The organism is Streptomyces sp. NPDC050534 (genome assembly GCF_044457745.1).
Classification (GTDB): Bacteria; Actinomycetota; Actinomycetes; order Streptomycetales; family Streptomycetaceae; genus Streptomyces.
In genome coordinates this window covers 117,036-143,596 of the sequence record NZ_JBITHF010000013.1, presented here as the reverse complement: position 1 = coordinate 143,596, position 26,561 = coordinate 117,036, and the positions used below count along the sequence as shown (strand labels likewise).

Genomic DNA, 26,561 nt, shown 5'->3' with positions numbered 1-26,561 from the left:
GTGGATTCATGACCCTGGCGGTCCGAGTCATCCCCTGCCTGGACGTGGACAACGGCCGGGTCGTCAAGGGCGTCAACTTCCAGAACCTGCGCGACGCGGGCGACCCCGTCGAGATGGCCAAGGTGTACGACGCCGAGGGCGCCGACGAGCTGACGTTCCTGGACATCACCGCGTCCTCGGGCAACCGTGAGACGACGTACGACGTGGTGCGCCGCACCGCGGAGCAGGTGTTCATCCCGCTCACCGTCGGCGGCGGCGTCCGCACGGCCGAGGACGTCGACAAGCTGCTGCGGGCCGGCGCCGACAAGGTCGGCGTCAACACGGCGGCCATCGCCCGGCCCGACCTGATCCGCGAGATCGCCGAGCGCTTCGGCCGGCAGGTGCTGGTCCTCTCGGTGGACGCGCGCCGCACCCCTGAGGGCACCTTCGAGGTGACCACCCACGGCGGCCGCCAGGGCACGGGCATCGACGCGGTGGAGTGGGCGCACCGGGCCGCCGAACTCGGAGCCGGCGAGATCCTCCTGAACTCGATGGACGCGGACGGCACGAAGGACGGCTACGACCTGGAGATGATCGCGGCCGTGCGCAAGCACGTCACGGTCCCGGTGATCGCCTCGGGCGGCGCCGGAAAGCTCGCCGACTTCTCCCCGGCCATCGCGGCAGGCGCGGACGCGGTCCTGGCAGCGTCCGTCTTCCACTTCGGCGACCTGCGGATCGGCGAGGTGAAGGAGGCACTGCGAGAAGCCGGGCACCCCGCGCGGTGACGTCCCCCTAGAGGCGTTGTGAGCCCCGGTCTCCTGGAGGCCGGGGCTTACGCACGCGCAGATACGCAAGAGAAGTTTCGCAAAAAATATTGTGCAATTATTCTTTCGCATCTAGCGTCAAGGTCATGTCCGAGACGGAGCGAGACCGCCGCATCAAGGACGTGGGCACCCTCAAGGCCCTCGCCCACCCGTTGCGCGCGCAGTTGTACCGGCTACTGACCATCGCGCGGACGGCGACCGCCTCCCAGCTCGCCGAGCAGGTCGACGAGGCCGTCTCGCTGGTCAGTTACCACCTGCGCAAGCTGGCCGAGCACGGGCTGATCGAGGAGGCCGAGGCGCGGAGCGAGGACGGCCGGGAGCGGTGGTGGCAGCCCGCCTCCGAGGGGGTGAGCATCCGCGACGAGGACTTCAGGGACGCCCCGGAGAAGGCCGCCGCGCACACCGCGGCCAGCCGGCTCTTCTTCGAGCAGCGCGCCGACATGTTCCGGCGCTACCTCGACGAGCGCGCGCACTGGAGCGACGCGTGGACGACGGCCTCCGAATCCGCCGAGTGGCTGCTGCGCCTCACTCCGGACGAACTGGCCGCGCTGTCCAGGGAGATGTACGACGTCGTGCGCCGCTACGAGGAGCGCGGCCGCGCTGCCGTCGCGGCGGGCGACACCGAGGGCCGCGAGCACGTCGCGGTGCACACCTACGGCTTCCCGTTCCGTGTCTGAGGCCGCGCTCGACGGCGCCCCCGCGACAGCCGCCGGGCTCCCCGCCCACCGCGACGCCAACGTCCTGCGCTGGCTCGCCGCCTTCACGTTCTCGATGGTCGGCGACAGCGTCTGCTACATCGCGCTGTCCTGGGCCGCCGTACAGGCCGGCACGGCCGCGCAGGCGGGGCTGGTGATGACGGCGAGCGCGCTGCCGCGGGCGGTGCTGATGCTGGGCGGCGGAGTGATCGCCGACCGGCTGGGGCCGCGGCGGGTGGTGATCGGCAGCGACGCGGTGCGCTGCGCGGCAGTGCTCGCGATGGCCGCGCTGCTGTTCCTCACCGGTCCCGGTCTGTGGCCGCTGGCGCTGCTCGCCCTGGTCTTCGGCACCGTCGACGCCGTGTTCCTGCCGGCCGTGGGCGCCCTGCCCGCGCGCGTGACGCACCGCGGCCAACTCGCGCGCGTGCAGGGGATGCGGGGGCTCGCGATCCGGTTCGCGAGCGTGGTCGGCGGCCCGCTCGGCGGGCTCGGTGTGGCGCTGGGCGGGGCGACGGCCGCGTTCGGGTTCGCGGGGCTGCTGATCGCCGTGTCGGTGCCGCTGCTGGTCTGCGTGCGGATGCGCGAGCTGCCGCCCGACGACACGGCCGGCGCGCGGAGGGCGAGCGCCCGGGAGGACCTCGTGGCCGGCCTGCGTCACATCCGCCGGCACCGCGTGCTCGCACCGCTGATGCTGGTCATAGCCCTCGGCGACCTCGGCTTCGTCGGACCGCTCAACGTCGGCCTGACCCTGCTCTGCGACGAGCGCGGCTGGGGCGCGGCCGGCATGGGCTGGGTGCTCGCGGGCTTCGGCGTCGGCGCGGGTGCCGCCTCCCTGCTGCTGACCGTGCGGGGCCGGCTGCCGCACGCCGGGCGGGTCGCCGGCTGGTCGATCCTGGCGGGTTCGGTGGCGGTCGGCGCGCTCGCGTTCGCGCCGACCGTCGCCCTCGCCGTCGGTACGGCCCTGCTGATCGGCCTGCTGACCGGGCTCAGCGGCGCCATGTGCGGGGCCTTGCTGCAGACCCAGGCCGACCCGGCCTGCCTCGGCCGGGTGACCGCCGTCTCCAGCCTGGTCAGCCTCGGTCTCACCCCGCTCAGCATGCCGCTGTCCGCCGCCGCGATCGGCGCCTGGGGCACCGGCCCGGTCTTCGTGGTCAGCGCCGCCGTGTGCGGGCTCGGCGGCGTGGCCGCCCTGTGCGTGCCCGCACTGCGCCGCGCCGAGCTGCCCCGCTGAGCCCGGGCCCTAGATCCCCAGCTGCTTCGCCTCGTGGAGCCTGGCCACCGCTTCCTTGTCGCCCTCCAGCTCCACGTGGGCCGCGTTCTGGCGGCCGTAGGAGAACAGGAGGAGTTCCGAGGGCTCGCCGGTGACCGTGACCACGGGGGCGCCGCGGTGGGCGACCGCCGTCTGGCCGTCCGGGCGGCGCAGGACGAGTCCTGTGGGGGCGCCGCGGCCCATCAGGCGGGCCGTGCGCTCGAGACGGGACCACAGGGCGTCCTGGAAGACCGCGTCGAGTTCGCGCGGCGTCCAGTCGGACTGCGCGCGGCGGACGTCCTCGGCGTGGACGTAGAACTCCACCGTGTTCGACATCTCGTCGACCTGCTTGAGCTGGAACGGCGAGAAGCGCGGCGGGCCGGTGCGGATGAGCTGGATCAGCTCCTCGTACGGCTTCGCGGCGAACTCCGCCATCACCCGCTCCAGGCGGGACGCGAGCTGCTTGATCAGGATGCCGCCGGCGGCATCGGGGCGGCGCTCGCGCACCACCACGTGCGCGGCGAGGTCGCGGGTCTGCCAGCCCTCGCAGAGGGTCGCGGCATCCGGGCCCGCGGCCTCCAACAGGTCGGCCAGAAGAAGTCGTTCACGCTTGGCGAAAGTCGACATGCAGTCAGCCTACGACCGTGTCGGGGGTCCGCCCAGTGGACGCGGTCCCGTGACTGTCGGTGTCGCGCGGCACAATGGCACCCATGACCAGCAAGCCCCCAGTCAGCAGCCTCGACCCGGAGATCGCATCGCGCCTGAAGCGCAGTGCCGACGGGCTCGTCCCCGCCATCGCCCAGCAGTACGACACCGGTGAGGTGCTCATGCTCGGCTGGATGGACGACGAGGCGCTGCACCGCACCCTGACCACCGGCCGCTGCACCTACTGGTCGCGCAGCCGCCAGGAGTACTGGGTCAAGGGCGACACCTCCGGCCACTTCCAGTGGGTCAAGTCCGTCGCGCTGGACTGCGACGCGGACACCGTGCTGGTCAAGGTCGACCAGGTCGGCGCCGCCTGCCACACCGGCGCGCGCACCTGCTTCGACGCCGACGTGCTCCTCAAGGACGCCGATTCCGGCCCGTCCGGCGCGGATCAGTAAGGTCAGCCGCCATGGACCTCGAGACGTTCCGCAAGCTGGCCACCGACCGCCGTGTCATCCCGGTCACCCGCAAGCTCCTCGCCGACGGCGACACCCCGGTCGCGCTCTACCGCAAGCTCGCCGCCGAGCGCCCGGGGACCTTCCTGCTGGAGTCCGCGGAGAACGGCCGCTCCTGGTCCCGGTACTCCTTCGTGGGCGTGCGGTCGGCAGCGACCCTGACCGCGCGCGACGGCCAGGCGCACTGGCTCGGCGTCCCGCCCGTCGGCGTCCCCACGGACGGCGACCCGCTCGCCGCCCTGCGCGCCACCATCGAGGCCCTGCACACCCCGCACCAGGAGGGCCTGCCGCCCTTCACCGGCGGCATGGTCGGCTATCTCGGCTACGACATCGTGCGCCGCCTGGAGAAGATCGGCCCCGGCGAGCGGGACGACCTGCGGCTGCCCGAACTGACCATGCTCCTGACCAGCGACCTCGCCGTGATGGACCACTGGGAGGGCTCGGTCCTGCTGATCGCCAACGCGATCAACCACAACGACCTCGACACGGGCGTCGACGAGGCCTACGCCGACGCCGTCGCCCGTCTCGACGCCATGGAGGCGGACCTCACGCGCGCGGTCGCCCAGCCGCCCGCCGTGCTCCCGCCGTCCGAGCTCCCCGAGTACACGGCCCTGTGGGGCGGCCCCGACTTCCGGGTGGCCGTCGAGGACATCAAGGAGCGCATCCGCGCGGGCGAGGCCTTCCAGGTCGTCCCCTCGCAGCGCTTCGAAACGCCGTGCACGGCAAGCGCGCTGGACGTCTACCGGGTGCTGCGGGCCACGAACCCGTCGCCGTACATGTACCTGTTCCGCTTCGACGGCTTCGACGTCGTGGGATCCAGCCCGGAAGCCCTGGTGAAGGTCGAGGACGGGCAGGCCATGGTGCACCCCATCGCCGGCACCCGGCCGCGCGGGGCGACCCCGCAGGAGGACCAGGCCCTCGCCGACGAGCTGATGGCCGACCCCAAGGAGCGCGCCGAGCACCTGATGCTCGTCGACCTCGGCCGCAACGACCTGGGACGGGTCTGCGAGCCGGGCTCGGTCGAGGTGGTCGACTTCATGTCCGTCGAGCGGTACTCGCACGTGATGCACATCGTCTCGACCGTCACCGGCAAGGTCGCCGGGGGCCGCACCGCCTTCGACGTCCTCACGGCCTGCTTCCCGGCCGGCACCCTCTCCGGCGCCCCCAAGCCCCGCGCGATGCAGATCATCGACGAACTCGAGCCGTCCCGCCGGGGGTTGTACGGCGGCTGCGTGGGCTACCTCGACTTCGCGGGCGACTCCGACACCGCCATCGCCATCCGCACGGCCCTGCTGCGCGGCGGCACGGCGTACGTCCAGGCGGGCGCCGGCATCGTCGCCGACTCCGACCCGGTCGCCGAGGACCAGGAGTGCCGCAACAAGGCGGCGGCGGTCCTGCGCGCCGTGCACACGGCGAACAGGCTCGGCCTGTAGGGCGTTTGCGGGCAGTGGGGCGCTTCTCACGTGAACCCCGGGTGACGGTTCGCGGGGGGTTCGGGTGATAGTGGAGTACGTGACTGCTGTTCCTCACCCCCGTTCCGAAGCCGATGGACCCGCACGGGCCGGCCGCCGGAGTCTCGCCATTGCCCTGCTGTGCGGTGCGCTCGGCGCGGCCGTCGCGCTGCTGTCCACCCGGCAGCGCTGGTCGGAGGGCACCACGACGGTGGCCGGCGGCGCCTTCTCCCTGACCGCCAAGGGCAGCGACGTCACGGGAGTCCCCGCGGCACTCGCCATAGTGGGCCTCGCCGCGCTCGTCGCCGTCTTCGCCGTCCGCAGGGCCGGCCGCCTGCTGGTCTCGGCCCTGCTCGCGCTCTCCGGCGCCGGCATCATCGCCGCGGCCCTGCTCGGCGTCTCCGACAGCTCCGCGCTCGACGAGGAGGCGGCGAAGGCCGCCGGCGACACCTCGGCCACGGTGGGCGCCCTCTCCCACACCGCCTGGCCGTACGTCGCGGCCGTGGGCGGCGCCCTGCTCCTCGTGGCCGGTCTGCTCGCCCTGCGCTACGGCCGTCAGTGGCCCGCGATGTCCGGCCGCTACGAACGCACCGGCGCGCCCAAGCCCCGCCGGAAGCCCGCCGTCGTCGACCCTGACCGCCCCGAGGACATCTGGAAGGCGCTGGACCGGGGCGAGGACCCCACCGGCGCGTAGCCTCTCCGCGGGGCGGACCGAGTCCGGTCCGCCACCGGAGCCGACGCGCGATGGGCCACCCCCGAGCGGCGCGCCCGCGCGCGTGCGGGACAATGACCCCTGAGCGTCCGGCTCAGACACGAAAACAGCAATGAGGAGCAAGCAATGGCGGGCAGCAGCCACGGTCACACTCCGGCCGCCTGGACCGGTGTCATGATCGCCTTCGTCGGTTTCTGCGTCGCGGGTGCCTTCATGGTGATGGCTCAGCCCGTGGGCTTCTGGGCCGGCATGGGCATCGTGGTGGTCGGCGGTGTCGTCGGCTGGGTCATGAGCGCGATGGGCATGGGCCAGCCGAAGGACGCGCACAAGGACTTCCAGGACGCGCTGGCGCAGAGCCAGGCCGCCGCGAGCGCGACGAAGAGCTGACCCCGTACGACTTCCGCGCGTACAGCTGAGGGGCGATCCGGTACCGGATCGCCCCTCACGCGCGCGTGGCGGCCCCACCGGGGGGACAATGCTGGACGTGAACGCCGAGAGCCCGCTCCCGACGCCGGCGGCCCCCGCACCCACGGTGGTGTCCCGGCTCGCCGTGCCCGCCGGACTGCTCGCGGCCGTCGCCGGGGCCTTCGCCTACGTCGGCACCGTGGACCCGAACCAGCCCGGCCACTACCCCGTCTGCCCGCTCTACCGGTTCACCGGCGTCTACTGCCCGGGCTGCGGCGGTCTGCGCAGCGCGTACTCCTTCATCCACGGCGACTTCCTGGCGGCCCTCCAGGACAACGCCCTCGCGGTCGTCGGCTATCTGGGCTTCGCCGTGCTGTGGACCGTATGGGTGGTGCGCGCGGCCCGCGGCCGGCCGCCGCGCCTCGACCTCGGGCCGGTCCACCTGTGGACCCTGGGGACGTTGCTGCTGGTCTTCACGGTTGTCCGGAACCTGCCGGTCGGTGGCTGGCTCCACCCTTGATCAACTGGGGAACGTCCAGGTAGTGGGACCGGCGTCAACCGGATGCGAGGCCTACGCCTTCCTCCGGATACCATCGCAGTGACCACCGGTTTTCCCCTCGGGTCAACCTCTGAACAGTCAACCGTCTGAAAGGGGGCCGCTCGCGTGAGTGTGCTCGACGAGATCATCGACGGAGTCCGTGCCGACCTCGCGGAGCGGCAGGCGCGCGTCAGCCTCGACGAGCTCAAGGAGCGCGCGGCGAAGGCTCCCGCGGCCAAGGACGGGCTGGCCGCGCTGCGCGGCGAGGGTGTCAAGGTCATCTGTGAGGTCAAGCGCTCCAGCCCCTCCAAGGGCGCGCTGGCGGCGATCGCCGACCCGGCGGGACTCGCCGCCGACTACGAGGCGGGCGGCGCCGCCGTCATCTCCGTCCTGACCGAGCAGCGCCGCTTCGGCGGCTCGCTGGCCGACCTGGAGGCCGTGCGGGCCCGGGTCGACATCCCGGTGCTGCGCAAGGACTTCATCGTCACCTCGTACCAGCTGTGGGAGGCCCGCGCCTACGGCGCCGACCTCGCGCTGCTCATCGTCGCCGCCCTGGAGCAGTCGGCCCTGGAGTCGCTGATCGAGCGCGCCGAGTCCATCGGGCTCACCCCGCTCGTCGAGGTCCACGACGAGGACGAGGTCGAGCGGGCCGTCGACGCGGGCGCGAAGGTGATCGGCGTCAACGCGCGCAACCTCAGGACGCTCGAGGTCGACCGGGGCACGTTCGAGCGCGTCGCCCCCGAGATCCCCGCCCACGTCGTCCGGGTGGCCGAGTCCGGCGTCCGCGGTCCGCACGACCTCATCGCGTACGCCAACGCCGGCGCCGACGCGGTCCTGGTCGGCGAGTCCCTGGTCACCGGCAAGGACCCGAAGTCCGCGGTCTCCGACCTGGTCGCGGCGGGCGAACACCCCGCACTGCGGCACGGCCGGGGCTGATTCCCGGCTAGGCTTGTCCCGATGACCCTCACCGTGACCACCATGGACCGGCACGCCCGCCTCGCGCGCGGCTGCCGCCCTCGCGGCTGCCGCGCCCCGGCACGCCGCGTGCACGGCCGCAGGGTCAGGTACGTCATCGGAGACGAACCGGGCCAGGTGAACGGCCGGCGATGGCAGCGCCCCTCCAGGGGCGCGGGGCGCCATTGATCTGCGGCTACCGCCGCGCGGGCACGACAAGCCACTGACGGCCCGCAGTCGACGAACACCCCCCCGCCCCACGGCGACCAGTGCGTTTCACTGCCAACTCACCGTGAGGTATCCGCATGCCCAGCGAGTTCTTCATTCCCGACCCCGAGGGTCAAGTCCCCACCCCCGAAGGCTACTTCGGGGCATTCGGCGGCAAGTTCATCCCGGAGGCCCTCGTCGCCGCCGTGGACGAGGTGGCCGTCGAGTACGACAAGGCCAAGCACGACCCCGAGTTCGCCCGCGAACTCGACGACCTGCTGGTCAACTACACCGGCCGGCCCAGCGCCCTCACCGAGGTGCCCCGGTTCGCCGAGCACGCCGGCGGCGCCCGGATCTTCCTGAAGCGGGAAGACCTCAACCACACCGGCTCCCACAAGATCAACAACGTCCTCGGCCAGGCCCTGCTCACCAGGCGCATGGGCAAGACCCGCGTCATCGCCGAGACCGGAGCCGGCCAGCACGGCGTCGCGACCGCCACGGCCTGCGCGCTGTTCGGCCTCGAGTGCACCATCTACATGGGCGAGATCGACACCGAGCGCCAGGCCCTGAACGTGGCCCGTATGCGCATGCTCGGCGCCGAGGTCGTCGCGGTGAAGTCCGGCAGCCGTACGCTCAAGGACGCCATCAACGAGGCCTTCCGCGACTGGGTCGCCAACGTCGACCACACCCACTACCTCTTCGGTACGGTCGCCGGCCCGCACCCCTTCCCGGCCATGGTCCGCGACTTCCACCGCGTCATCGGCGTGGAGGCCAGGCGCCAGCTCCTGGAGCGCGCCGGCCGTCTCCCGGACGCCGCCGTCGCCTGCGTCGGTGGCGGCTCCAACGCCATCGGCCTCTTCCACGCCTTCATCCCGGACGCCTCCGTCCGCCTGATCGGCTGCGAGCCGGCCGGGCACGGCGTGGAGACGGGCGAGCACGCGGCCACGCTGACCGCGGGCGAGCCCGGCATCCTGCACGGCTCCCGCTCCTACGTCCTCCAGGACGACGAGGGCCAGATCACCGAGCCGTACTCCATCTCGGCCGGTCTGGACTACCCGGGCATCGGCCCGGAGCACTCCTATCTGAAGGACAGCGGCCGCGGCGAGTACCGCGCGGTCACCGACGACGCGGCGATGCAGGCCCTGCGCCTGCTGTCGCGCACCGAGGGCATCATCCCGGCGATCGAGAGCGCGCACGCCCTCGCGGGCGCCCTCGAGGTCGGCAAGGAGCTGGGCAGGGACGGCCTGATCGTCATCAACCTGTCCGGCCGCGGCGACAAGGACATGGACACGGCCGCCCGCTACTTCGGCCTGTACGACACCGACGCGGAGGTCGCCGCCAACGAGGCCGACACCGCCGAGATCGAGGGGGACGCCAAGTGAGCGGCAACATCCAGCTGTTGACGGACACCCTCGCCGGCGCCAAGGCCGAGGGCCGCTCCGCGCTCATCGCCTACCTCCCGGCCGGCTTCCCGACCGTGGACGGCGGCATCGAGGCGATCAAGGCGGCCCTGGACGGCGGCGCGGACGTCGTCGAGGTCGGCCTGCCGCACAGCGACCCCGTCCTCGACGGTCCCGTCATCCAGACCGCCGACGACATCGCCCTGCGCGGCGGTGTCAAGATCGCGCATGTCATGCTCACGGTCAAGGAGACGTACGCGGCCACCGGGAAGCCGATCCTGGTCATGACGTACTGGAACCCCATCGACCGCTATGGCGTCGAGCGCTTCACCGCCGAACTCGCCGAGGCGGGCGGCGCGGGCTGCATCCTGCCCGACCTGCCGGTGCAGGAGTCGGCGCTGTGGCGGGAGCACGCCGAGAAGCACGGGCTGGCCACGGTCTTCGTGGTTGCGCCCAGCAGCAAGGACGAGCGGCTCGCCCAGATCACCGGCGCGGGCAGCGGCTTCGTCTACGCCGCCTCGCTGATGGGCGTCACGGGCACCCGCGCGTCGGTCGGCGCGCAGGCGCACGACCTGGTCGAGCGCACCCGGGCCACCGGCACGGGCCTGCCCGTCTGCGTCGGGCTCGGCGTCTCCAACGCCGAGCAGGCCGCCGAGGTGGCCGGCTTCGCCGACGGCGTGATCGTCGGCTCGGCCTTCGTCAAGCGGATGCTGGACGCGCCGGACCACGCGGCCGGCATCGAAGGCGTCCGCTCACTCGCCGCCGACCTCGCGAAGGGCGTGCGCGGACAGGCGTAGCCGGGCATCTCATGTCATGGAGATCCCCCTTACGAGTGGATCTGGGACCGGGGAGGCGCATAGCGCCTCCCCGGTTCGTTCTGGGGGTGTGAGCGAGAAGAACCGTGAGGGAAAGCGCACCGCCCGGGAGCGGCTGGCGGACGAGCGCGACAAGCAGAAGGCCGCTGACAAGCGACGGCGGACGCTGATCGTGGGCGCGAGCGTCGTCTGTGTCCTGGGCCTTGCCGCGGTGATCGGCGTGGTCGCCGCGAACTCGGGCAAGGACAAGGCCAAGGCGTCCGGCCCGGCCGTGGCGCCCTCCGGGGCGCAGGGCAAGGACAGCCTCGCGATCCCGGTGGGCAAGGACGGCGCCAAGTCGACGCTCACGATCTGGGAGGACTTCCGCTGCCCGGCCTGCATGGCCTTCGAGACGGCGTACCGCCCCACGCTCCACGAGCTGACCGACTCCGGGCAGATGCGGATCGAGTACCACCTGGTCAGGCTGATCGACGGCAACCTCGGCGGCACCGGCTCGCTGCGCGCGGGCAACGCCGCCGCGTGCGCCCAGGACGCCGGGAAGTTCCGCGACTACCACGACGTCCTGTACGGGAACCAGCCGAAGGAGACCGTCGACGCCTTCGGTGACAACGGCAAGCTGATCGCTCTGGCGGGCAAGGTGAAGGGCCTCGACACGGCCGCCTTCCGCGCGTGCGTCAACGACGGCAAGCACGACAGCTGGGTGAACAAGTCCAACGACGCCTTCAAGGCGGGCGGTTTCGGCGGTACGCCGACGGTCCTGCTCAACGGCAAGAACATCTACCAGGACCAGACGATGACCCCGGCGAAGCTGAAGCAACTGGTGCAGCAGGCGAACAAGCGGTAAGAGATTCACGCCCGCCCGTTATGGAGCCGTAGCCGGTCCGCCTGCCGTCCGGCCCGCCCGGCACGGTAGCGTCGACCTTGCCATGGAAGAACTTGCCTACATTCCGAGCCCGTCGCGTGGGGTGCTGTACCTCGGCCCCATCCCGCTGCGCGGCTACGCGTTCTGCATCATCATCGGCGTCTTCATCGCGGTCTGGCTCGGCAACAAACGCTGGGTCGCCCGTGGCGGACGGACCGGCACGGTGGCCGACATCGCTGTCTGGGCGGTGCCCTTCGGCCTCGTCGGCGGCCGGCTGTACCACGTCATCACGGACTACGAGCTGTACTTCAGCCAGGGCCGTGACTGGGTGGACGCCTTCAAGGTGTGGGAGGGCGGGCTCGGCATCTGGGGCGCGATCGCTCTCGGCGCCCTGGGCGCCTGGATCGGCTGCCGCCGCCGGGGCATCCCGCTGCCCGCGTACGCCGACGCCGTCGCGCCCGGCATCGCCTTCGCCCAGGCGATCGGCCGCTGGGGCAACTGGTTCAACCAGGAGCTGTACGGCAGACAGACCCACGTCCCCTGGGCGCTGCACATCACGTCCTCGACGGACGGCCGCGTGCCCGGGTACTACCACCCGACGTTCCTCTACGAGTCCCTGTGGTGCATCGGCGTCGCCGTCCTGGTCATGTGGGCCGACCGCCGCTTCAAGCTCGGGCACGGACGGGCGTTCGCGCTCTACGTCGCCGCCTACTGCGTGGGCCGGGCGTGGATCGAGTACATGCGCGTCGACGACGCCCACCACTTCCTGGGCCTGCGGCTGAACGACTGGACCGCGCTGCTCGTGTTCCTGCTCGCGGTGGCCTACATGATCTTCTCGTCGAGGATCCGGCCGGGCCGTGAGGCCGTGGTCGAACCGGGTGCCGCCGACGGTGAGGCCGACGGTGACGGCCCGGCCGAGAAGGACGGCACCGTCGAGGACGCCGAGGTGAAGGACGCCGACGCCGTCGATGACGACGCCGGCGTCAAGGATGAGGCGACGGACGGCGCCGAGTCGGCCAAGAAGGGCTGATCGCAGAAACGCCTAGCGGCGGTGGGCGAGCGACAGCGTGCGGTGCGCTGTCGCCACCACCGCCGCGTCGATGAACCGTCCGCTCGGCAGGGCCTGCGCGCCCTGCTGGGTCGTCGCCGCCTTGACGATCGTCTCGGCCTCCTCGATCTCCCGTGCCGTGGGCAGGTAGGCCCGTTCGATGATGGGCAGTTGGCGCGGGTGGATGGCCGCCCGGCCGAGGAAGCCCAGGGTGCGGCCGCGAGCGCACGAGGCCGCCAGCCCCTCCAGGTCGCGGATGTCCGGGTGGACCGACTGCGGGGGCGGGGGCAGCCCCGCCGCCCGCGCGGCGACGACGACGCGGGAGCGGCACCAGTCCAGGCCCGCGTCCTCGCGTACGCCCAGGTCGGCCCGTAGATCGGCCTCGCCGAGGGCGATGCCCCGCAGCGCGGGATGGGCCGAGGCGATGGCATGGGCGCGCTCGACGGCCAGCGCCGACTCCAGGAGCGCGTACACGCCGGGGGCGTCACGGGCACAGGGGACGGAGCTTTCCGCGGTGCGGACGATCTGCTCGGGAGACGTCACCTTCGCCAGCCGCAGGCCCGAGAGGCCGGGCAGTGCGGCCACCGCCGCGAGGTCGCCGGCGGCCAGCGGGCCGTCCAGGGCGTTCACGCGGACGTGGACCGGGACCGGCTGCGGCGAGGAGAGCAGTTCGGCGGTGGCCGAGCGGGCGTAGTCCTTGCGGTCCGGGGCGACCGCGTCCTCCAGGTCCACGACGACCACGTCGGCGCCGGCCGCCAGCGCCTTGGCGACGACGTGCGGGCGGTCGCCGGGGACGTAGAGCCAGGTCAGCGGGGGCGCTGTCATACGGCGCCCTCCTCGCGCAGGGCGGTCAGCTCGGCCGGGGTGAGACCGAGCGCGGTCAGCACCGCCTCCGTGTCCGCGCCGTGCGGGCGGCCCGCCCAGCGGATCGCGCCGGGCGTGGCGGAGAGGCGGAACAGGACGTTCTGCATCCGCAGGGGGCCCAGTTCGGGGTCGTCGAGGGTGGTGATCGTGTCGAGGGCCGCGTACTGCGGGTCCGTCATCACCTCGCGTACGTCCTGCACCGGGGCGACCGCCGCCTCCGCCTTCTCGAAGGCCGCCAGGACGTCGGTGCGGCTGCGCCCGGCGATCCAGCCGGCGACCGCCTCGTCCAGGACGTCGGCGTGCCGGGCGCGCTCGGCGCCCGTCGCGAACCACGGCTCGTCGATCAGCTCCGGGCGGCCCACCAGGTGCATCACGCGTTCCGCGACGGACTGCGCGGAGGTGGAGACGGCGACCCAGGCGCCGTCGGCGGTGAGATAGGTGCCACGCGGGGCGTTGTTCTGGGAGCGGTTGCCGGTGCGCGGCTGGACGTGGCCGAGCTGGTCGTACCAGATGGGCTGGGGGCCGAGGACGGTCAGGATCGGCTCGATGATCGCCATGTCGACGACCTGGCCCTCGCCGGTGCGCTCGCGGGCGGTGAGTGCGGCCATGACGGCGTAGGCCGTGGCCAGGCCCGCGATGGAGTCGGCGAGGCCGAAGGGCGGAAGCGTCGGGGGCGCGTGCGGTTCGCCGGTGATCGCGGCGAAGCCGCTCATCGCCTCGGCGAGGGTGCCGAAGCCGGGGCGGTGCGCGTAGGGGCCGAACTGGCCGAAGGCGGTGACCCTGGTGAGGATCAGGCGGGGGTTGGCGGCGGACAGCTCCGCCCAGCCGAGGTCCCACTTCTCCAGGGTGCCGGGGCGGAAGTTCTCGACGACGACGTCCGCGGTGGCGGCGAGGCGCAGGAGGGTGGAGCGGCCGCCCGGCTTCGACAGGTCGAGGGTGATGGTCCGCTTGTTGCGGCCGAGGAGCTTCCACCACAGGCCGACGCCGTTCTTCGACGGGCCGTGGCCGCGGGAGGGGTCCGGCTTGGCGGGATGTTCCACCTTGATGACCTCCGCGCCGAAGTCGCCGAGCAGGGTGGCGGCGAGCGGGCCGGCGAAGAGGGTGGCGAGGTCGAGGACGCGCAGACCGGAGAGCGGGGCGTCCACGGCGGTGTCGGTCATGGGCGGGATGCCTCCCGGTGGGTGAGCTGGGCCAGGGTGTCGAAGCCGATGCCGTTGAAGTCGCCCACGGAGGTGGCGAGCCGGTTCTTCAGGGGTGCCGTCCAGCGGTCCGGCAGGGCGGTGGGGGAGCCGGCGAGCAGGCCGGCGATGCCGCCCGCGGTGGCGCCGTTGGAGTCGGTGTCCCAACCCCCGGACACCGCACGGCAGATGGAGCCGGTGAAGTCGCCGTCCGCGTGGGTGAGGGCGGCGGCGACGAGGGCGGTGTTGGGGACGGCGTGCACCCAGTGGTGGGTGGCGGCGTGGGTGGCGTGGAGCCGGTCGACGACGGTGTCGAAGTCGCTGTGTTCCGTGGCGAGTTCGACTGCGTGGCGGACGGCATGGGCCAGCCTGGAGTGGGGCGGGACGACCGTCAGGCCGGTGCGGAGGCAGGCGTGGACGTCGTGGGTGCCGGTCGCGGCGGTGGCGATGACCGCGGCCGTGAACATCGCGGCGTAGACGCCGTTCGCGGTGTGGGTGAGCGTCGCGTCGCGGTGCGCCTGCTCGGCCGCGGCGGCCGGGTCGCCGGGGTTGGTCCAGCCGTGGACGTCGGCGCGGATGACGGCGCCGATCCACTCGCGGAAGGGGTTGCGGTGGCGGGCCGTGTGCGGCGGTTCGAGGCCGAGGAGGAGATTGCGGTAGGCGACCCGCTCGGCGGTGAAGGTGCGGCCCGCCGGGAGTTCGGACAGCCACAGGCCCGCGAGGTCGGTGGTGGTGAACCCTCTGCCGTGGCGCTGCAGCAGCAGAAGGTTGAGGAGAGGGCAATTGAGGTCGTCGTCCTCGGGCATGCCGTCGATGTTCTCGGCGAGGGAGGTGGCCGCCGAGCGGCGGTTCCAGGGGTGCTGCGACAGCAGTTCCCCGGGGACGCCGCGGGCGGTGAAGTAGGTGTTCAGCGGCCAGTTGCCGGTGGCCCGCGCCAGTTGGCGGATGCCGTCGAGGGGAAGTTTCTCCACGGGTTTGCCGAGCAGGCAGCCGACGGCGCGGCCCAGCCAGGCGGCTTCGAGGCGGTCCTGCGTGACGGACGAGGCGGGGGCGGGCGCGGGCCGGTCCGGGCACAGGGCCCTGATCCGCCGCAGGTCCGTCGGCTCGCGGTCGCTCAACGCGCTGGGCAGGTCGGCCAGTTCGTCCAGCAGGTCCTTGGCCAGCTGCCGCAGATAGCGCGAGGCCGGTTCGGGTGACGCGCCCGCCCGCAGCGGTGCCTCGGGGCCGCCCGCGGCACGCCACCGCGCGGCGATCGCCGAGGGTTCGCGGCCGTCCAGTGCCGCCTGCCGCAGCTCGTGGCCGATCAGGTCCTCCGGCTGGACCCAGGTCACTCGGAGCAACTCGGGCCTCCCATCCGGGTGAACGCCGCCTCGTGGGCCCTGCGCCGGTGGACGTCCCGCTCGAAGATCTCCCGCGTCACCTGGGTGAGCGTCGCCGCGGGCTCCCACAGGTCCAGGCGGCTCGCCTCCGCGATCCGCTTCGACCAGTCCTCCGGGACCTCGCGGCCGAGAGCCCCGGCCAGCGCGCCCGCCATCGTGGCGATCGAGTCGCAGTCGCGACCGTAGTTCACCGAACCCAGCACGGCATGGCGGTAGTCGCCGCGCGCCACCAGCAACATGCCGAGGGCGACGGGGAGTTCCTCGATCGCGTGCAGGCGGGACGGGCGGCGGGCGCCGAGGGAGGGAACGCGGTAGTCGGGGCCGACCGTGTCGTACGGGGTCACCGCCTCCCGCAGCGGGACCAGCGCGGACTCGAAGTCCGTGTGCCGGGAGGCCACTTCGCAGACCTGCTCGATCGCGGTGCGCGTGCCGTCCCTGGCCAGCCGGAGCGCGGCGGCGACGACCGAGTCCGGCGTCGCCCCGGGGGTGGCTGCCGCGGCCACCGCCGCCGCGAAGACGCCCGCCGCCTCACGGCCGTACGACGACTGGTGGGAGCCCGCGACGTCGAGCGCCTCGGCGTACGCGCCTGCCGGGTTGGCCGCGTTGACCAGGCCGACCGGCGCCATGTACATCGCGGCACCGCAGTTGACGATGTTGCCGACGCCGGCCTCACGCGGGTCGACATGGCCGTAGTGGAGGCGGGCCACCAGCCACTTCTCCGCGAGGAAGATCCGGTGCAGCGGGACGGCCTCCGTCTCCAGCTCCGGGATCCAGCGCGGGCTGGTCATCAGGTCCGGCACCAGGTGGTCCGCGATCGCGTACGCGTCCAAGTGGTCGCGGACCCGCGCGTACACCCGGATCAGCGCGTGCGTCATCAAGGTGTCGTCGGTGACGTGCCCGTCGCCCTTGTGGTACGGCGCGAGGGGGCGGGCCGTGCGCCAGGCGTCGCCGTTCCAGGGGCCGACGATGCCGTGGACGCGGCCGCCGTGGCGCTCGAGGATCTGGTCGGGTGAGTAGCCCTCGACGGGGCCGCCGAGGGCGTCGCCCACCGCCGCGCCCACGAGGGCTCCGGCGATCCGGTCCTCCAGGCTGGTTTCTGACTCTTTGGGCGTCATGGTCGGAATCATCCTCCTGGTGAGGCCGGTTGCGTGGCTTCCAGGAGTTCGGCGAGTTCCACCAGGTCGGTGCCGGTGAGGCGGGGGAGTGCGCAGCCGGAGAGGGTGCGGCACGCCTCGCGCCAGGACGCCGGGATCGCCTCGCCGCCGCCGAGCGCGCCGGTGAGGGCGCCCGCGAGGGCCGGGGCCGAGTCGGCCACCCGGGACAGACAGGCCGCGGCGGGTACCGCCTCCGCGATACGGCCCTGGGCGGCGGTGGTCAGGGCGAGGGCCACCGGGACCGTCTCGGCGGCGGCGATGCCGTAGCTGTAGACGTGGTCGACGATCCGGTGTTCCAGGAGGGGGATCAGGGCGAAGGCTGACTCGGCCCGCGCGGCCAGTTCCAGGGCGTGGCGGGCGTTGCGGCCGATCTCGGTGGCCTCGGGGAGTTCGGCCAGGGCGGCCGTCACACAGGTGTGTACGTCCGCGCCGATGAGGGCGAGCGACACGGCCGCCGCCATGGCACGGGCGCCGCGCACACCGTCGCCGTCCTGGGTGTAGCGGGCGTCGAACTCGGCGAGGTCCGCGGCCGGCCGGGGGTCGCCCGGGTGGGCCACGGCCAGGACGCAGGCGCGTACGCAGGCCGCGTCGTCGAAGTAGTGGGGGTTGTCGTGGCCGGTGGCGGGCGGGCGGAGGCCGGCGGCGAGGTTGCCGAGTCCGGCCCGCACGGAGATACGGGCGCGCAGGGGGAGGACGGCGGACTCGACCTCCGGGGCGCGATCCGCCGCCGCGGCGACCTCGGCGGCCACGGCGTTCCAGGTCAGGTCGATGGCGGCTCTGGTACGGCGTTCCTGGCCGAGGTCGCCGAGGGCGTGGCTGTCGCCGGCGCGCAGGAGCGCCTCCGCGGCGAAGGCTGCCCATTCGGCGTCGTCGGAGGGGCCGAGGCGCAGGGGCTCGGGAGGCTGGTTGAGGGCGATCGGGACGGGGAGGGTGGTGGTGGCGTTGTGCTCGGCGAAGGTGTCGAGTTCGCGGGTGAGGCGGCGGGTCCACTCGGGCATCCGGGCTGCTCTGTGGCGGGCGGCGGGCCAGCCGGCGGCGTCGCCTGCGGCCAGGCCCAGCAGGAGGCCTTCGGTGCGGCGGGGGTGGCGGGCGCCGTGGAACGCCTCGGCTTCGCCCTCGGCCGATTCGTGCCCAGCCGCACCACCCGTTTCCCTTTCGTCGTCAGGTGCGGGTGGCCCCTGTGGGGCGAATTCGCCGTCCGCGGCCGCCAGTTCATGCGTCTGGGCGGCTGCCGCCGTCCAGGGGGCGGGCGGGGTCACCGTGTCGCTTCCGGTACCAGAAGGTCCGCGACCTCCAGCACATGGTGCCCCGCCATCGCCGGCAGGCAACTGCCCCGTGCCGGGCCGATCGCCGACGCCCACTCCTCCGGGATCGCGGAAGCACCCTGTGCCGCGCCCGCCAGCGCTCCCGCCACCGCCGCGGTCGTGTCCGCGTCGCGGCCCATGTTGACCGCCGTCAGGACCGCGTCGCGGAAGTCGCCGTCGGCTGCGGCGTAGGCGCCGAAGGCCAGGGCCACCGCCTCCGGGGCCAGGTCGGTCCAGGGGTAGCCGCCGACGACGACTGCCGAGCGGACCGCTCGTTCGCCGCGATGGGCGACCGCCGCGGCACGGCGCAGGGAACGGGCCGTCCAGGAGTCGTCGGGGACGACGGCCAGGGCGGAGGCCACGACCGCGATGGCCGGCGCGCCCGCCATCGCCGCCGCGACGCCCGCCGCCACCGCCTGGCCGCCGTAGATGCCCTCGCCGTCGTGGCTCACCGAGCCGTCGATCGCGGCCAGCCGGGCCGCCTCGGCGGGGCGACCCGCGGCGAAGACGCCGAAGGGGGCCGCGCGCATGGCCAGGCCGTCGCTCCAGGCGTGCCGGTGCTGGGCCGAGATGGGGGCGGCGAGACCCCGGCGGAGGTTCTCCAGGGTGCCGCGCTCGCTGAAGCCCGCGCCCCGGAACGGTCCCTCCTCCCGGTCCGCGATCCACTCGTGCCAGGCCGCCTCCACATGGACCGGAGTGAGCTCCGAGCCGTGCCGGGCGAGGAGCAGGCCCGAGAAGATCGCGTACTCGGTGTCGTCGGTGCCGCAGGGGCGGTCGGCGACGTAGCCGGTGATACGGCCCCAACGGGCGCGGATCTCCGAGGGCTTCATGTTCTCCGCCGGGGCCCCGAGGGCGTCACCGACGGCGAGGCCGAGCAGCGAGCCGCGTGCCCGTTCACGGAGTTCGGCGGCGTTGCCGTGCGACGGGACCGAGGGAATGCAGGCGATCGATGTCATACGCGCGCGGCCTCTCCTGCGGGGCTCCGGGGAGCCATATGCCGATGTGTCCCACCGGAGCGGTTTCGCCGAGCCCGCCGGGCGTCATCGTCACCCGGTCGACATGTGTGCAGAGGTCGCAGCGGATGAGCGGTTGCGCGCAAAGCCGCAGGTTAGCTCAGCCTTTCCTTGCTGGCGGGGATGGAATGTGAGGCGTACGTTCTGCGTTGTCGAAACATAGAACGTGTCCAAAGTTAGCTTTGGCTTAGCTTTCCTGGGGGAGACCCGTGGCCATCATCGAGACCGAAGCCGCGCTGCATGTGGCGCATCGCGACAACCACACGCACCGGGATGTGAACGGCGGCTGGCTGCGCCCCGCCGTCTTCGGCGCGATGGACGGCCTCGTCTCCAACCTCGCCCTGATGACCGGTGTCGCCGGTGGTTCCGTCGGTCAGCAGACCATCGTGCTGACCGGGCTCGCGGGTCTCGCGGCCGGTGCCTTCTCGATGGCCGCCGGCGAGTACACCTCCGTCGCCTCGCAGCGCGAGCTCGTCGAGGCCGAGCTGGACGTGGAGCGCAGGGAGCTGCGCAAGCACCCGAAGGACGAGGAGGCCGAGCTCGCGGCGCTCTACGAGGCCCGCGGGGTCGAGCCCGAGCTGGCGCGGGAAGTGGCCCGGCAGCTGTCGCAGGACCCCGAGCAGGCCCTGGAGATCCACGCCCGCGAGGAGCTCGGCATCGACCCCGGCGACCTGCCGTCCCCCCTGGTCGCGGCCGTGTCGTCGTTCGGGTCCTTCGCGCTGGGCGCCCTGCTGCCCCTGCTGCCGTATCTGCTCGGTGCGACCGTGCTCTGGCCGGCCGTGCTGCTCGCGCTCTTCGGGCTGTTCGGCTGCGGTGCGGTGGTGGCCCGGGTGACGGCGCGCAGCTGGTGGTACAGCGGACTCCGGCAGCTCGCCCTCGGTGGTGCGGCGGCCGGTGTGACGTACGCCCTGGGCATCCTGTTCGGAACGGCCGTAGGATAAGGCCGGTTGCACATTATGCGTTGGGCCGCATAGGTAGCCGTTACTCGCTGGTTTCGGATGCATGACCACGGGGCATGAGCCGTAAGCGCTGTGGGCAATGACGCCTGTCGCGCATCCGCGGGGCGGGCGACGCCGCTCCTCCCGCCTCGGACTGACGGACATCGATCTGTCCCGTTCGGTCCCCATAGTTTCCACCGCAGGCGTGGTACCCCCGCCGCCCCGTGGTGTCCGCATGTTGGAACGAGGCATCCGCTTCTCGAGAACCGCTCCATCATGTAACCTGCACGAAATTTTGCACTGAGCTAAGGGCCAACGTCGTCCCTCGGCACCTTGAACATGCCACTTGAGACGACGACGGGAGAGCCGATGCGTACGCCGCGCCAGCCGTCCCAGCATTCCGCGAATGGCCAGAACTGGTCCTTCATGGATGCTCGCCCTGCTGCGCAGGGTATGTACGACCCCCGCAACGAACGAGACGCGTGCGGCGTCGGCTTCGTGGCCACCCTCACCGGCGAGGCGTCCCACACCCTGGTCGAACAGGCCCTGACGGTGCTGCGCAACCTCGAGCACCGCGGCGCCACGGGCTCCGAGCCCGACTCCGGCGACGGCGCCGGCCTGCTCTCGCAGGTGCCCGACGCCTTCTTCCGTGAGGTGGCTGATTTCGAGCTGCCCGAGGCCGGTGCGTACGCCGTCGGTATCGCCTTCCTGCCCGAGGAGGGCACCGAGGCCTCCGTCTCACGCATCGAGACGATCGCCGCCGAGGAGGGCCTCACGGTGCTCGGCTGGCGCGAGGTTCCGGTCGCCCCGGAACTGCTCGGCGCCACCGCCCGTTCGACGATGCCCGCCTTCCGGCAGATCTTCGTGGCGGACGGCGCGAGCGAGGGCATCGCCCTCGACCGCAAGGCCTTCGCGCTGCGCAAGCGCGCCGAGCGCGAGGCCGGTGTCTACTTCCCGTCGCTCTCGGCCCGCACGATCGTCTACAAGGGCATGCTGACGACCGGCCAGCTGGAGCCGTTCTTCCCGGACCTGTCCGACCGGCGCTTCGCCTCGGCCATCGCGCTGGTCCACTCGCGCTTCTCCACGAACACCTTCCCGTCGTGGCCGCTCGCGCACCCCTACCGCTTCGTCGCGCACAACGGTGAGATCAACACCGTCAAGGGCAACCGCAACTGGATGGTCGCCCGCGAGTCGCAGCTCGTCTCCGAGCTGTTCGGGGACAAGGGCATGGACCGCCTCTTCCCGATCTGCACGCCGGACGCCTCCGACTCGGCGTCCTTCGACGAGGTGCTCGAACTGCTGCACCTGGGCGGCCGTTCGCTGCCGCACTCCGTGCTGATGATGATCCCGGAGGCGTGGGAGAACCACGACTCCATGGACCCGGCCCGGCGCGCCTTCTACCAGTTCCACTCCACGATGATGGAGCCCTGGGACGGCCCGGCCTGTGTCACCTTCACCGACGGCAAGCAGGTCGGCGCGGTCCTCGACCGCAACGGTCTGCGCCCCGGCCGCTACTGGGTCACCGACGACGGCCTGGTCGTCCTCGGCTCCGAGGTCGGCGTCCTCGACATCGACCCCGCCAAGGTCGTGCGCAAGGGCCGGCTGCAGCCCGGCCGCATGTTCCTCGTCGACACGGTCGAGCACCGCATCATCGAGGACGACGAGATCAAGGCGACCCTCGCCGACGAGCAGCCGTACGCCGAGTGGATCGAGGCCGGCGAGATCGAGCTGGGCGACCTGCCCGAGCGCGAGCACATCGTCCACACCCACGCCTCGGTCACCCGCCGCCAGCAGACCTTCGGTTACACCGAGGAGGAGCTGCGCGTCATCCTCGCGCCGATGGCCAAGGCCGGGGCCGAGCCGATCGGCTCGATGGGCACGGACTCGCCGATCGCCGCGCTGAGCGACCGTCCGCGGCTGCTCTTCGACTACTTCACCCAGCTGTTCGCGCAGGTCACCAACCCGCCGCTGGACGCCATCCGCGAGGAGCTCGTCACCTCGCTGCGTTCGTCGCTGGGTCCCTCGGGCAACCTGCTCGACCCGTCGGCCGCCTCCTGCCGCTCGGTCCTGCTGCCCTTCCCGGTGATCGACAACGACGAGCTGGCCAAGCTCATCCACATCAACGCCGACGGCGACATGCCCGGCTTCAAGGCCGCGACCCTCTCCGGCCTGTTCCGGGTCTCCGGCGGCGGTGACTCCCTCGCCGCGCGCATCGACGAGATCTGCGCCGAGGCCGACGCCGCCATCGAGAACGGCGCCCGGCTGATCGTGCTGTCGGACCGCCACTCGGACGCCGAGCACGCGCCGATCCCGTCGCTGCTGCTCACCGCGGCCGTCCACCACCACCTCATCCGCACCAAGCAGCGCACGCAGGTGGGCCTGCTGGTCGAGGCCGGTGACGTCCGCGAGGTCCACCACGTCGCCCTGCTCATCGGCTTCGGCGCCGCGGCGGTCAACCCGTACCTGGCCATGGAGTCCGTCGAGGACCTGGTCCGCGCCGGCACCTTCCTGACGGACATAGAGGCCGAGCAGGCGATCCGCAACCTGATCTACGCCCTCGGCAAGGGCGTGCTGAAGGTCATGTCCAAGATGGGCATCTCGACCGTCGCCTCCTACCGCGGCGCCCAGGTCTTCGAGGCCGTCGGTCTCGACGAGACCTTCGTCGAGAAGTACTTCAACGGCACGGCCACCAAGATCGGCGGTGTCGGCCTCGACGTCATCGCCAAGGAGGTCGCCGCCCGCCACGCGAAGGCGTACCCGGCCTCCGGCATCGCGCCGGCCCACCGCGCCCTCGACATCGGCGGCGAGTACCAGTGGCGCCGCGAGGGCGAGCCGCACCTGTTCGACCCGGAGACGGTCTTCCGCCTCCAGCACTCCACGCGCACCGGCCGCTACGACGTCTTCAAGAAGTACACCGAGCGCGTCAACGAGCAGTCCGAGCGCCTGATGACGCTGCGCGGCCTGTTCGGCTTCAAGTCGGACCGCGAGCCGATCTCCATCGACGAGGTCGAGCCGGTCACCGAGATCGTCAAGCGGTTCTCCACCGGCGCCATGTCCTACGGCTCCATCTCGCGCGAGGCGCACGAGACGCTCGCCATCGCCATGAACCAGCTGGGCGGCAAGTCCAACACCGGTGAGGGCGGCGAGGACCCGGACCGGCTGTACGACCCGGCCCGCCGGTCCGCCATCAAGCAGGTCGCCTCCGGCCGCTTCGGCGTGACCTCCGAGTACCTGGTCAACGCGGACGACATCCAGATCAAGATGGCCCAGGGCGCCAAGCCCGGCGAGGGCGGCCAGCTGCCCGGCCACAAGGTCTACCCGTGGGTCGCGAAGACCCGTCACTCGACGCCGGGTGTCGGTCTGATCTCCCCGCCGCCGCACCACGACATCTACTCCATCGAGGACCTGGCCCAGCTGATCCACGACCTGAAGAACGCGAACCCGCAGGCGCGGATTCACGTCAAGCTGGTCTCGGAGGTCGGCGTCGGCACGGTCGCCGCGGGTGTGTCGAAGGCGCACGCGGACGTCGTGCTGATCTCGGGTCACGACGGCGGTACGGGCGCGTCCCCGCTGACGTCGCTCAAGCACGCCGGCGGCCCGTGGGAGCTGGGCCTCGCCGAGACCCAGCAGACCCTGCTGCTCAACGGCCTGCGCGACCGCATCGTGGTCCAGACGGACGGCCAGCTCAAGACCGGCCGTGACGTCGTCATCGCCGCGCTGCTCGGCGCCGAGGAGTTCGGTTTCGCGACCGCGCCGCTCGTCGTCTCCGGCTGCGTCATGATGCGCGTCTGCCACCTGGACACCTGCCCGGTCGGCATCGCCACGCAGAACCCGACCCTGCGCGACCGCTTCACCGGCAAGGCCGAGTACATCGTCAACTTCTTCCAGTACATCGCCGAAGAGGTCCGCGAGATCCTCGCCGAGCTGGGCTTCCGCACCATCGAGGAGGCCGTCGGACACGCCGAGACGCTCGACGTGACCCGCGCGGTCGACCACTGGAAGGCCCAGGGCCTGAACCTCGAGCCGCTGTTCCACGTGCCCGAGCTGCCCGAGGGCGCGGTGCGCCACCAGCTGATCGAGCAGGACCACGGCCTCACGAAGGCGCTCGACAACGAGCTGATCAAGCTCGCCGCCGACGCCCTGGCCGCGGACTCCGCGACCGACGCCCAGCCGGTGCGCGCCCAGGTCCAGATCCGCAACATCAACCGCACGGTCGGCACCATGCTCGGCCACGAGGTGACGAAGAAGTTCGGCGGCGCGGGCCTGCCCGACGACACCGTCGACATCACCTTCACCGGCTCGGCGGGCCAGTCCTTCGGCGCCTTCCTGCCGCGCGGTGTCACGCTGCGCCTGGAGGGCGACGCCAACGACTACGTCGGCAAGGGCCTGTCCGGCGGCCGCGTGATCGTCCGCCCGGACCGGGGCGCCGACCACCTCGCCGAGTTCTCGACGATCGCGGGCAACACCATCGCCTACGGCGCGACCGGCGGCGAGCTGTTCCTGCGCGGTCGTACGGGCGAGCGGTTCTGCGTCCGCAACTCCGGTGCGCTGGTCGTCTCCGAGGGCGTGGGCGACCACGGCTGCGAGTACATGACCGGCGGTCACGCGGTGGTGCTCGGCGAGACGGGCCGCAACTTCGCGGCCGGCATGTCCGGTGGCATCGCGTACGTGATCGACCTGGACGCCGACAACGTCAACGCCGGCAACGTGGGCGCCGTCGAGGCCCTCGACGACTCCGACAAGCAGTGGCTGCACGACGTCGTGCGCCGGCACCAGGAGGAGACGGGGTCCACGGTCGCGGAGAAGCTGCTCGCCGAGTGGGACACCGCCGTGGAGCGCTTCAGCAAGATCATCCCCAGCACGTACAAGGCAGTGCTCGCCGCCAAGGACGCCGCCGAGCGAGCCGGTCTCACCGAGACCGAGATCACCGAGAAGATGATGGAGGCGGCGATCAATGGCTGACCCGAAGGGCTTCCTGAACCACGGCCGTGAGGTCGCCAAGACCCGCCCCGTCACCGAGCGCGTCAAGGACTGGAACGAGGTCTACGTCCCCGGCTCCCTGCTGCCGATCATCAGCAAGCAGGCCAGCCGCTGCATGGACTGCGGCATCCCGTTCTGCCACAACGGCTGTCCGCTGGGGAACCTGATCCCCGAGTGGAACGACTACGCCTACCGCGAGGACTGGGCGGCCGCCTCCGAGCGCCTGCACGCGACCAACAACTTCCCGGAGTTCACCGGTCGCCTCTGCCCGGCCCCCTGCGAGTCGGCGTGCGTGCTCGGCATCAACCAGCCGCCGGTCACCATCAAGAACGTCGAGGTCTCGATCATCGACAAGGCGTGGGAGACCGGGGACGTCGCCCCGCAGATCCCCGAGCGCCTGTCCGGCAAGACCGTCGCCGTCATCGGCTCGGGCCCGGCGGGCCTGGCCGCCGCCCAGCAGCTGACCCGGGCCGGCCACACCGTCGCCGTCTACGAGCGCGCCGACCGCATCGGCGGCCTGCTGCGCTACGGCATCCCCGAGTTCAAGATGGAGAAGCGGCACATCAACCGCCGTATCGAGCAGATGCGCGCGGAGGGCACCCGCTTCCGTACGGGCATCGAGATCGGCCGCGACCTCAAGGCGACCGACCTGAAGAAGCGCTACGACGCGGTCGTCATCGCCGCCGGTGCGACGACCGCCCGTGACCTCCCGGTCCCCGGCCGCGAGCTCAAGGGCATCTACCAGGCCATGGAGTACCTGCCCCTGTCCAACAAGGTCCAGGAGGGCGACTACGTCACCTCGCCGATCTCGGCCGAGGGCAAGCACGTCGTGGTCATCGGCGGCGGCGACACCGGCGCGGACTGCGTGGGCACCGCCCACCGCCAGGGCGCGGCCTCCGTCACGCAGCTGGAGATCATGCCCCGCCCGGGCGAGGAGCGGAACCCGGGCCAGCCCTGGCCGACCTTCCCGATGCTCTACAAGGTCACCTCGGCGCACGAGGAGGGCGGCGAGCGGGTCTACTCCGTCTCCACCACCCACTTCGAGGGCGACGAGGACGGCAACGTCCAGTGGCTGCACCTCACCGAGGTCGAGTTCGTCGACGGCAGGCTGACCCCGAAGCCGGGCACGGAGCGCAAGATCCCCGCCCAGCTGGTCACCCTCGCCATGGGCTTCACCGGTACCGACCGGGAGAACGGCCTGGTCGAGCAGTTCGGCCTGGAGCTCGACGAGCGCGGCAACATCGCCCGCGACGCCGACTTCGGGACCAACGTCCCCGGTGTCTTCGTCGCCGGTGACGCGGGCCGCGGCCAGTCGCTCATCGTGTGGGCGATCGCCGAGGGCCGCTCGGCCGCCAAGGGAGCCGACCGCTTCCTGACCGGCACCAGCGACCTGCCGGCCCCGATCCGCCCGACGGACCGCTCCCTGATGGCCTGACGGCCTCTCAGGAAGCA

General features: G+C 72.2%; 24 protein-coding genes. 17 read left to right on the top strand and 7 right to left on the bottom strand.

The window, feature by feature from the left end; all coding sequences use genetic code 11:
- Positions 1 to 8: 8 nt before the first annotated feature.
- From hisF to ACIBN2_RS36030, 3 genes are all read left to right on the top strand, one after another.
- Positions 9 to 764, top strand: coding sequence for an imidazole glycerol phosphate synthase subunit HisF (gene hisF / locus ACIBN2_RS36040; protein ID WP_399140866.1), 756 nt, complete (start codon positions 9 to 11; stop codon positions 762 to 764).
- A gap of 125 nt (positions 765 to 889) precedes the next feature.
- Positions 890 to 1,480 (top strand): ArsR/SmtB family transcription factor, encoded by a 591-nt coding sequence (locus tag ACIBN2_RS36035; RefSeq protein WP_399140864.1) that lies wholly within the window; start codon positions 890 to 892, stop codon positions 1,478 to 1,480.
- A complete protein-coding gene (locus ACIBN2_RS36030; protein ID WP_399140862.1) occupies positions 1,473 to 2,729 on the top strand; it encodes an MFS transporter in 1,257 nt (418 codons plus the stop codon). The genes ACIBN2_RS36035 and ACIBN2_RS36030 overlap by 8 nt, the downstream gene beginning before the upstream one ends.
- A 9-nt stretch (positions 2,730 to 2,738) precedes the next feature.
- Here the strand turns inward: ACIBN2_RS36030 and ACIBN2_RS36025 are convergent, their stop codons facing one another.
- Entirely contained in the window at positions 2,739 to 3,374 is a 636-nt protein-coding gene (locus tag ACIBN2_RS36025; RefSeq protein ID WP_399140861.1) for a TIGR03085 family metal-binding protein, read from the bottom strand.
- Positions 3,375 to 3,457: 83 nt separating this feature from the next.
- On the opposite strand from ACIBN2_RS36025, the gene hisI reads away from it, so the two are divergent.
- From hisI to lgt, 11 genes are all read left to right on the top strand, one after another.
- Positions 3,458 to 3,850: a phosphoribosyl-AMP cyclohydrolase gene (gene hisI, locus ACIBN2_RS36020; protein WP_399140859.1), complete on the top strand. Its 393-nt coding sequence runs from the start codon at positions 3,458 to 3,460 to the stop codon at positions 3,848 to 3,850.
- Between the two features lie 11 nt (positions 3,851 to 3,861).
- Positions 3,862 to 5,340, top strand: a complete 1,479-nt coding sequence (locus tag ACIBN2_RS36015; protein ID WP_399140858.1) for an anthranilate synthase component I — start codon at positions 3,862 to 3,864, stop codon at positions 5,338 to 5,340.
- A 70-nt stretch (positions 5,341 to 5,410) separates the two neighbouring features.
- Complete coding sequence (locus tag ACIBN2_RS36010; protein ID WP_399140856.1) at positions 5,411 to 6,052, top strand: TIGR02234 family membrane protein; 642 nt, start codon at positions 5,411 to 5,413, stop codon at positions 6,050 to 6,052.
- Positions 6,053 to 6,196: 144 nt separating this feature from the next.
- Complete coding sequence (locus ACIBN2_RS36005) at positions 6,197 to 6,457, top strand: HGxxPAAW family protein (protein ID WP_399140855.1); 261 nt, start codon at positions 6,197 to 6,199, stop codon at positions 6,455 to 6,457.
- An 88-nt stretch (positions 6,458 to 6,545) separates the two neighbouring features.
- Entirely contained in the window at positions 6,546 to 6,995 is a 450-nt protein-coding gene (locus ACIBN2_RS36000; RefSeq protein ID WP_399140854.1) for a DUF2752 domain-containing protein, read from the top strand.
- Positions 6,996 to 7,139: 144 nt separating this feature from the next.
- Positions 7,140 to 7,949: an indole-3-glycerol phosphate synthase TrpC gene (gene trpC / locus ACIBN2_RS35995; RefSeq protein ID WP_399140853.1), complete on the top strand. Its 810-nt coding sequence runs from the start codon at positions 7,140 to 7,142 to the stop codon at positions 7,947 to 7,949.
- Positions 7,950 to 7,970: 21 nt separating this feature from the next.
- The gene (gene trpM, locus ACIBN2_RS35990) at positions 7,971 to 8,156 is read left to right on the top strand and encodes a tryptophan biosynthesis modulator TrpM (RefSeq protein WP_399140851.1); all 186 of its coding nucleotides are present in this window, start codon (positions 7,971 to 7,973) and stop codon (positions 8,154 to 8,156) included.
- Positions 8,157 to 8,272: 116 nt separating this feature from the next.
- Positions 8,273 to 9,556: a tryptophan synthase subunit beta gene (gene trpB / locus ACIBN2_RS35985; protein ID WP_399140849.1), complete on the top strand. Its 1,284-nt coding sequence runs from the start codon at positions 8,273 to 8,275 to the stop codon at positions 9,554 to 9,556.
- Positions 9,553 to 10,371 (top strand): tryptophan synthase subunit alpha, encoded by an 819-nt coding sequence (gene trpA / locus ACIBN2_RS35980; protein WP_399140847.1) that lies wholly within the window; start codon positions 9,553 to 9,555, stop codon positions 10,369 to 10,371. Before trpB ends, trpA begins: the two co-directional genes overlap by 4 nt.
- Before the next feature lie 88 nt (positions 10,372 to 10,459).
- Positions 10,460 to 11,233, top strand: coding sequence for a DsbA family protein (locus ACIBN2_RS35975; RefSeq protein WP_399140846.1), 774 nt, complete (start codon positions 10,460 to 10,462; stop codon positions 11,231 to 11,233).
- Positions 11,234 to 11,315: 82 nt separating this feature from the next.
- Complete coding sequence (lgt, locus tag ACIBN2_RS35970) at positions 11,316 to 12,281, top strand: prolipoprotein diacylglyceryl transferase (protein WP_399140845.1); 966 nt, start codon at positions 11,316 to 11,318, stop codon at positions 12,279 to 12,281.
- Between the two features lie 12 nt (positions 12,282 to 12,293).
- Here lgt and ACIBN2_RS35965 read toward each other — a convergent pair whose 3' ends face one another.
- Genes ACIBN2_RS35965 through ACIBN2_RS35940 form a run of 6 tightly spaced genes read right to left on the bottom strand, consistent with a single transcriptional unit; the run spans position 12,294 to position 19,134 of the window.
- Positions 12,294 to 13,124, bottom strand: coding sequence for an HpcH/HpaI aldolase/citrate lyase family protein (locus ACIBN2_RS35965; protein ID WP_399140843.1), 831 nt, complete (start codon positions 13,122 to 13,124; stop codon positions 12,294 to 12,296).
- Complete coding sequence (locus tag ACIBN2_RS35960) at positions 13,121 to 14,323, bottom strand: CaiB/BaiF CoA transferase family protein (protein WP_399140841.1); 1,203 nt, start codon at positions 14,321 to 14,323, stop codon at positions 13,121 to 13,123. Before ACIBN2_RS35960 ends, ACIBN2_RS35965 begins: the two co-directional genes overlap by 4 nt.
- A complete protein-coding gene (locus ACIBN2_RS35955) occupies positions 14,320 to 15,681 on the bottom strand; it encodes an ADP-ribosylglycohydrolase family protein (RefSeq protein WP_399140839.1) in 1,362 nt (453 codons plus the stop codon). The genes ACIBN2_RS35960 and ACIBN2_RS35955 overlap by 4 nt, the downstream gene beginning before the upstream one ends.
- Positions 15,669 to 16,835 carry an ADP-ribosylglycohydrolase family protein gene (locus tag ACIBN2_RS35950; protein ID WP_399140837.1) on the bottom strand — a complete coding sequence of 389 codons (1,167 nt, stop codon included), beginning with the start codon at positions 16,833 to 16,835 and terminating at the stop codon, positions 15,669 to 15,671. Before ACIBN2_RS35950 ends, ACIBN2_RS35955 begins: the two co-directional genes overlap by 13 nt.
- Positions 16,836 to 16,843: 8 nt before the next feature.
- Entirely contained in the window at positions 16,844 to 18,133 is a 1,290-nt protein-coding gene (locus ACIBN2_RS35945; protein ID WP_399140835.1) for an ADP-ribosylglycohydrolase family protein, read from the bottom strand.
- Positions 18,130 to 19,134 carry an ADP-ribosylglycohydrolase family protein gene (locus tag ACIBN2_RS35940; RefSeq protein WP_399140834.1) on the bottom strand — a complete coding sequence of 335 codons (1,005 nt, stop codon included), beginning with the start codon at positions 19,132 to 19,134 and terminating at the stop codon, positions 18,130 to 18,132. The genes ACIBN2_RS35945 and ACIBN2_RS35940 overlap by 4 nt, the downstream gene beginning before the upstream one ends.
- A 266-nt stretch (positions 19,135 to 19,400) precedes the next feature.
- Between ACIBN2_RS35940 and ACIBN2_RS35935 the strand changes: the two genes are divergently transcribed.
- The 3 genes from ACIBN2_RS35935 (at position 19,401) to ACIBN2_RS35925 (ending at position 26,544) form a co-directional block, all read left to right on the top strand.
- Entirely contained in the window at positions 19,401 to 20,132 is a 732-nt protein-coding gene (locus ACIBN2_RS35935) for a VIT1/CCC1 transporter family protein (protein WP_399140832.1), read from the top strand.
- A 366-nt stretch (positions 20,133 to 20,498) separates the two neighbouring features.
- Positions 20,499 to 25,091, top strand: a complete 4,593-nt coding sequence (gltB, locus tag ACIBN2_RS35930; protein WP_399140831.1) for a glutamate synthase large subunit — start codon at positions 20,499 to 20,501, stop codon at positions 25,089 to 25,091.
- Entirely contained in the window at positions 25,084 to 26,544 is a 1,461-nt protein-coding gene (locus ACIBN2_RS35925; protein ID WP_399140829.1) for a glutamate synthase subunit beta, read from the top strand. The genes gltB and ACIBN2_RS35925 overlap by 8 nt, the downstream gene beginning before the upstream one ends.
- The last annotated feature ends 17 nt before the right edge of the window (positions 26,545 to 26,561 follow it).

Coding starts and splice junctions, on each gene's coding strand:
- hisF (WP_399140866.1), top strand. CDS start 9: ATGACCCTGGCGGTCCGAGTCATCCCCTGCCTGGACGTGGACAACGGC.
- ACIBN2_RS36035 (WP_399140864.1), top strand. CDS start 890: ATGTCCGAGACGGAGCGAGACCGCCGCATCAAGGACGTGGGCACCCTC.
- ACIBN2_RS36025 (WP_399140861.1), bottom strand. CDS start 3,374: ATGTCGACTTTCGCCAAGCGTGAACGACTTCTTCTGGCCGACCTGTTG.
- hisI (WP_399140859.1), top strand. CDS start 3,458: ATGACCAGCAAGCCCCCAGTCAGCAGCCTCGACCCGGAGATCGCATCG.
- ACIBN2_RS36015 (WP_399140858.1), top strand. CDS start 3,862: ATGGACCTCGAGACGTTCCGCAAGCTGGCCACCGACCGCCGTGTCATC.
- ACIBN2_RS36005 (WP_399140855.1), top strand. CDS start 6,197: ATGGCGGGCAGCAGCCACGGTCACACTCCGGCCGCCTGGACCGGTGTC.
- ACIBN2_RS36000 (WP_399140854.1), top strand. CDS start 6,546: ATGCTGGACGTGAACGCCGAGAGCCCGCTCCCGACGCCGGCGGCCCCC.
- trpM (WP_399140851.1), top strand. CDS start 7,971: ATGACCCTCACCGTGACCACCATGGACCGGCACGCCCGCCTCGCGCGC.
- trpB (WP_399140849.1), top strand. CDS start 8,273: ATGCCCAGCGAGTTCTTCATTCCCGACCCCGAGGGTCAAGTCCCCACC.
- lgt (WP_399140845.1), top strand. CDS start 11,316: ATGGAAGAACTTGCCTACATTCCGAGCCCGTCGCGTGGGGTGCTGTAC.
- ACIBN2_RS35965 (WP_399140843.1), bottom strand. CDS start 13,124: ATGACAGCGCCCCCGCTGACCTGGCTCTACGTCCCCGGCGACCGCCCG.
- ACIBN2_RS35960 (WP_399140841.1), bottom strand. CDS start 14,323: ATGACCGACACCGCCGTGGACGCCCCGCTCTCCGGTCTGCGCGTCCTC.
- ACIBN2_RS35950 (WP_399140837.1), bottom strand. CDS start 16,835: ATGACGCCCAAAGAGTCAGAAACCAGCCTGGAGGACCGGATCGCCGGA.
- ACIBN2_RS35940 (WP_399140834.1), bottom strand. CDS start 19,134: ATGACATCGATCGCCTGCATTCCCTCGGTCCCGTCGCACGGCAACGCC.
- gltB (WP_399140831.1), top strand. CDS start 20,499: ATGCGTACGCCGCGCCAGCCGTCCCAGCATTCCGCGAATGGCCAGAAC.
- ACIBN2_RS35925 (WP_399140829.1), top strand. CDS start 25,084: ATGGCTGACCCGAAGGGCTTCCTGAACCACGGCCGTGAGGTCGCCAAG.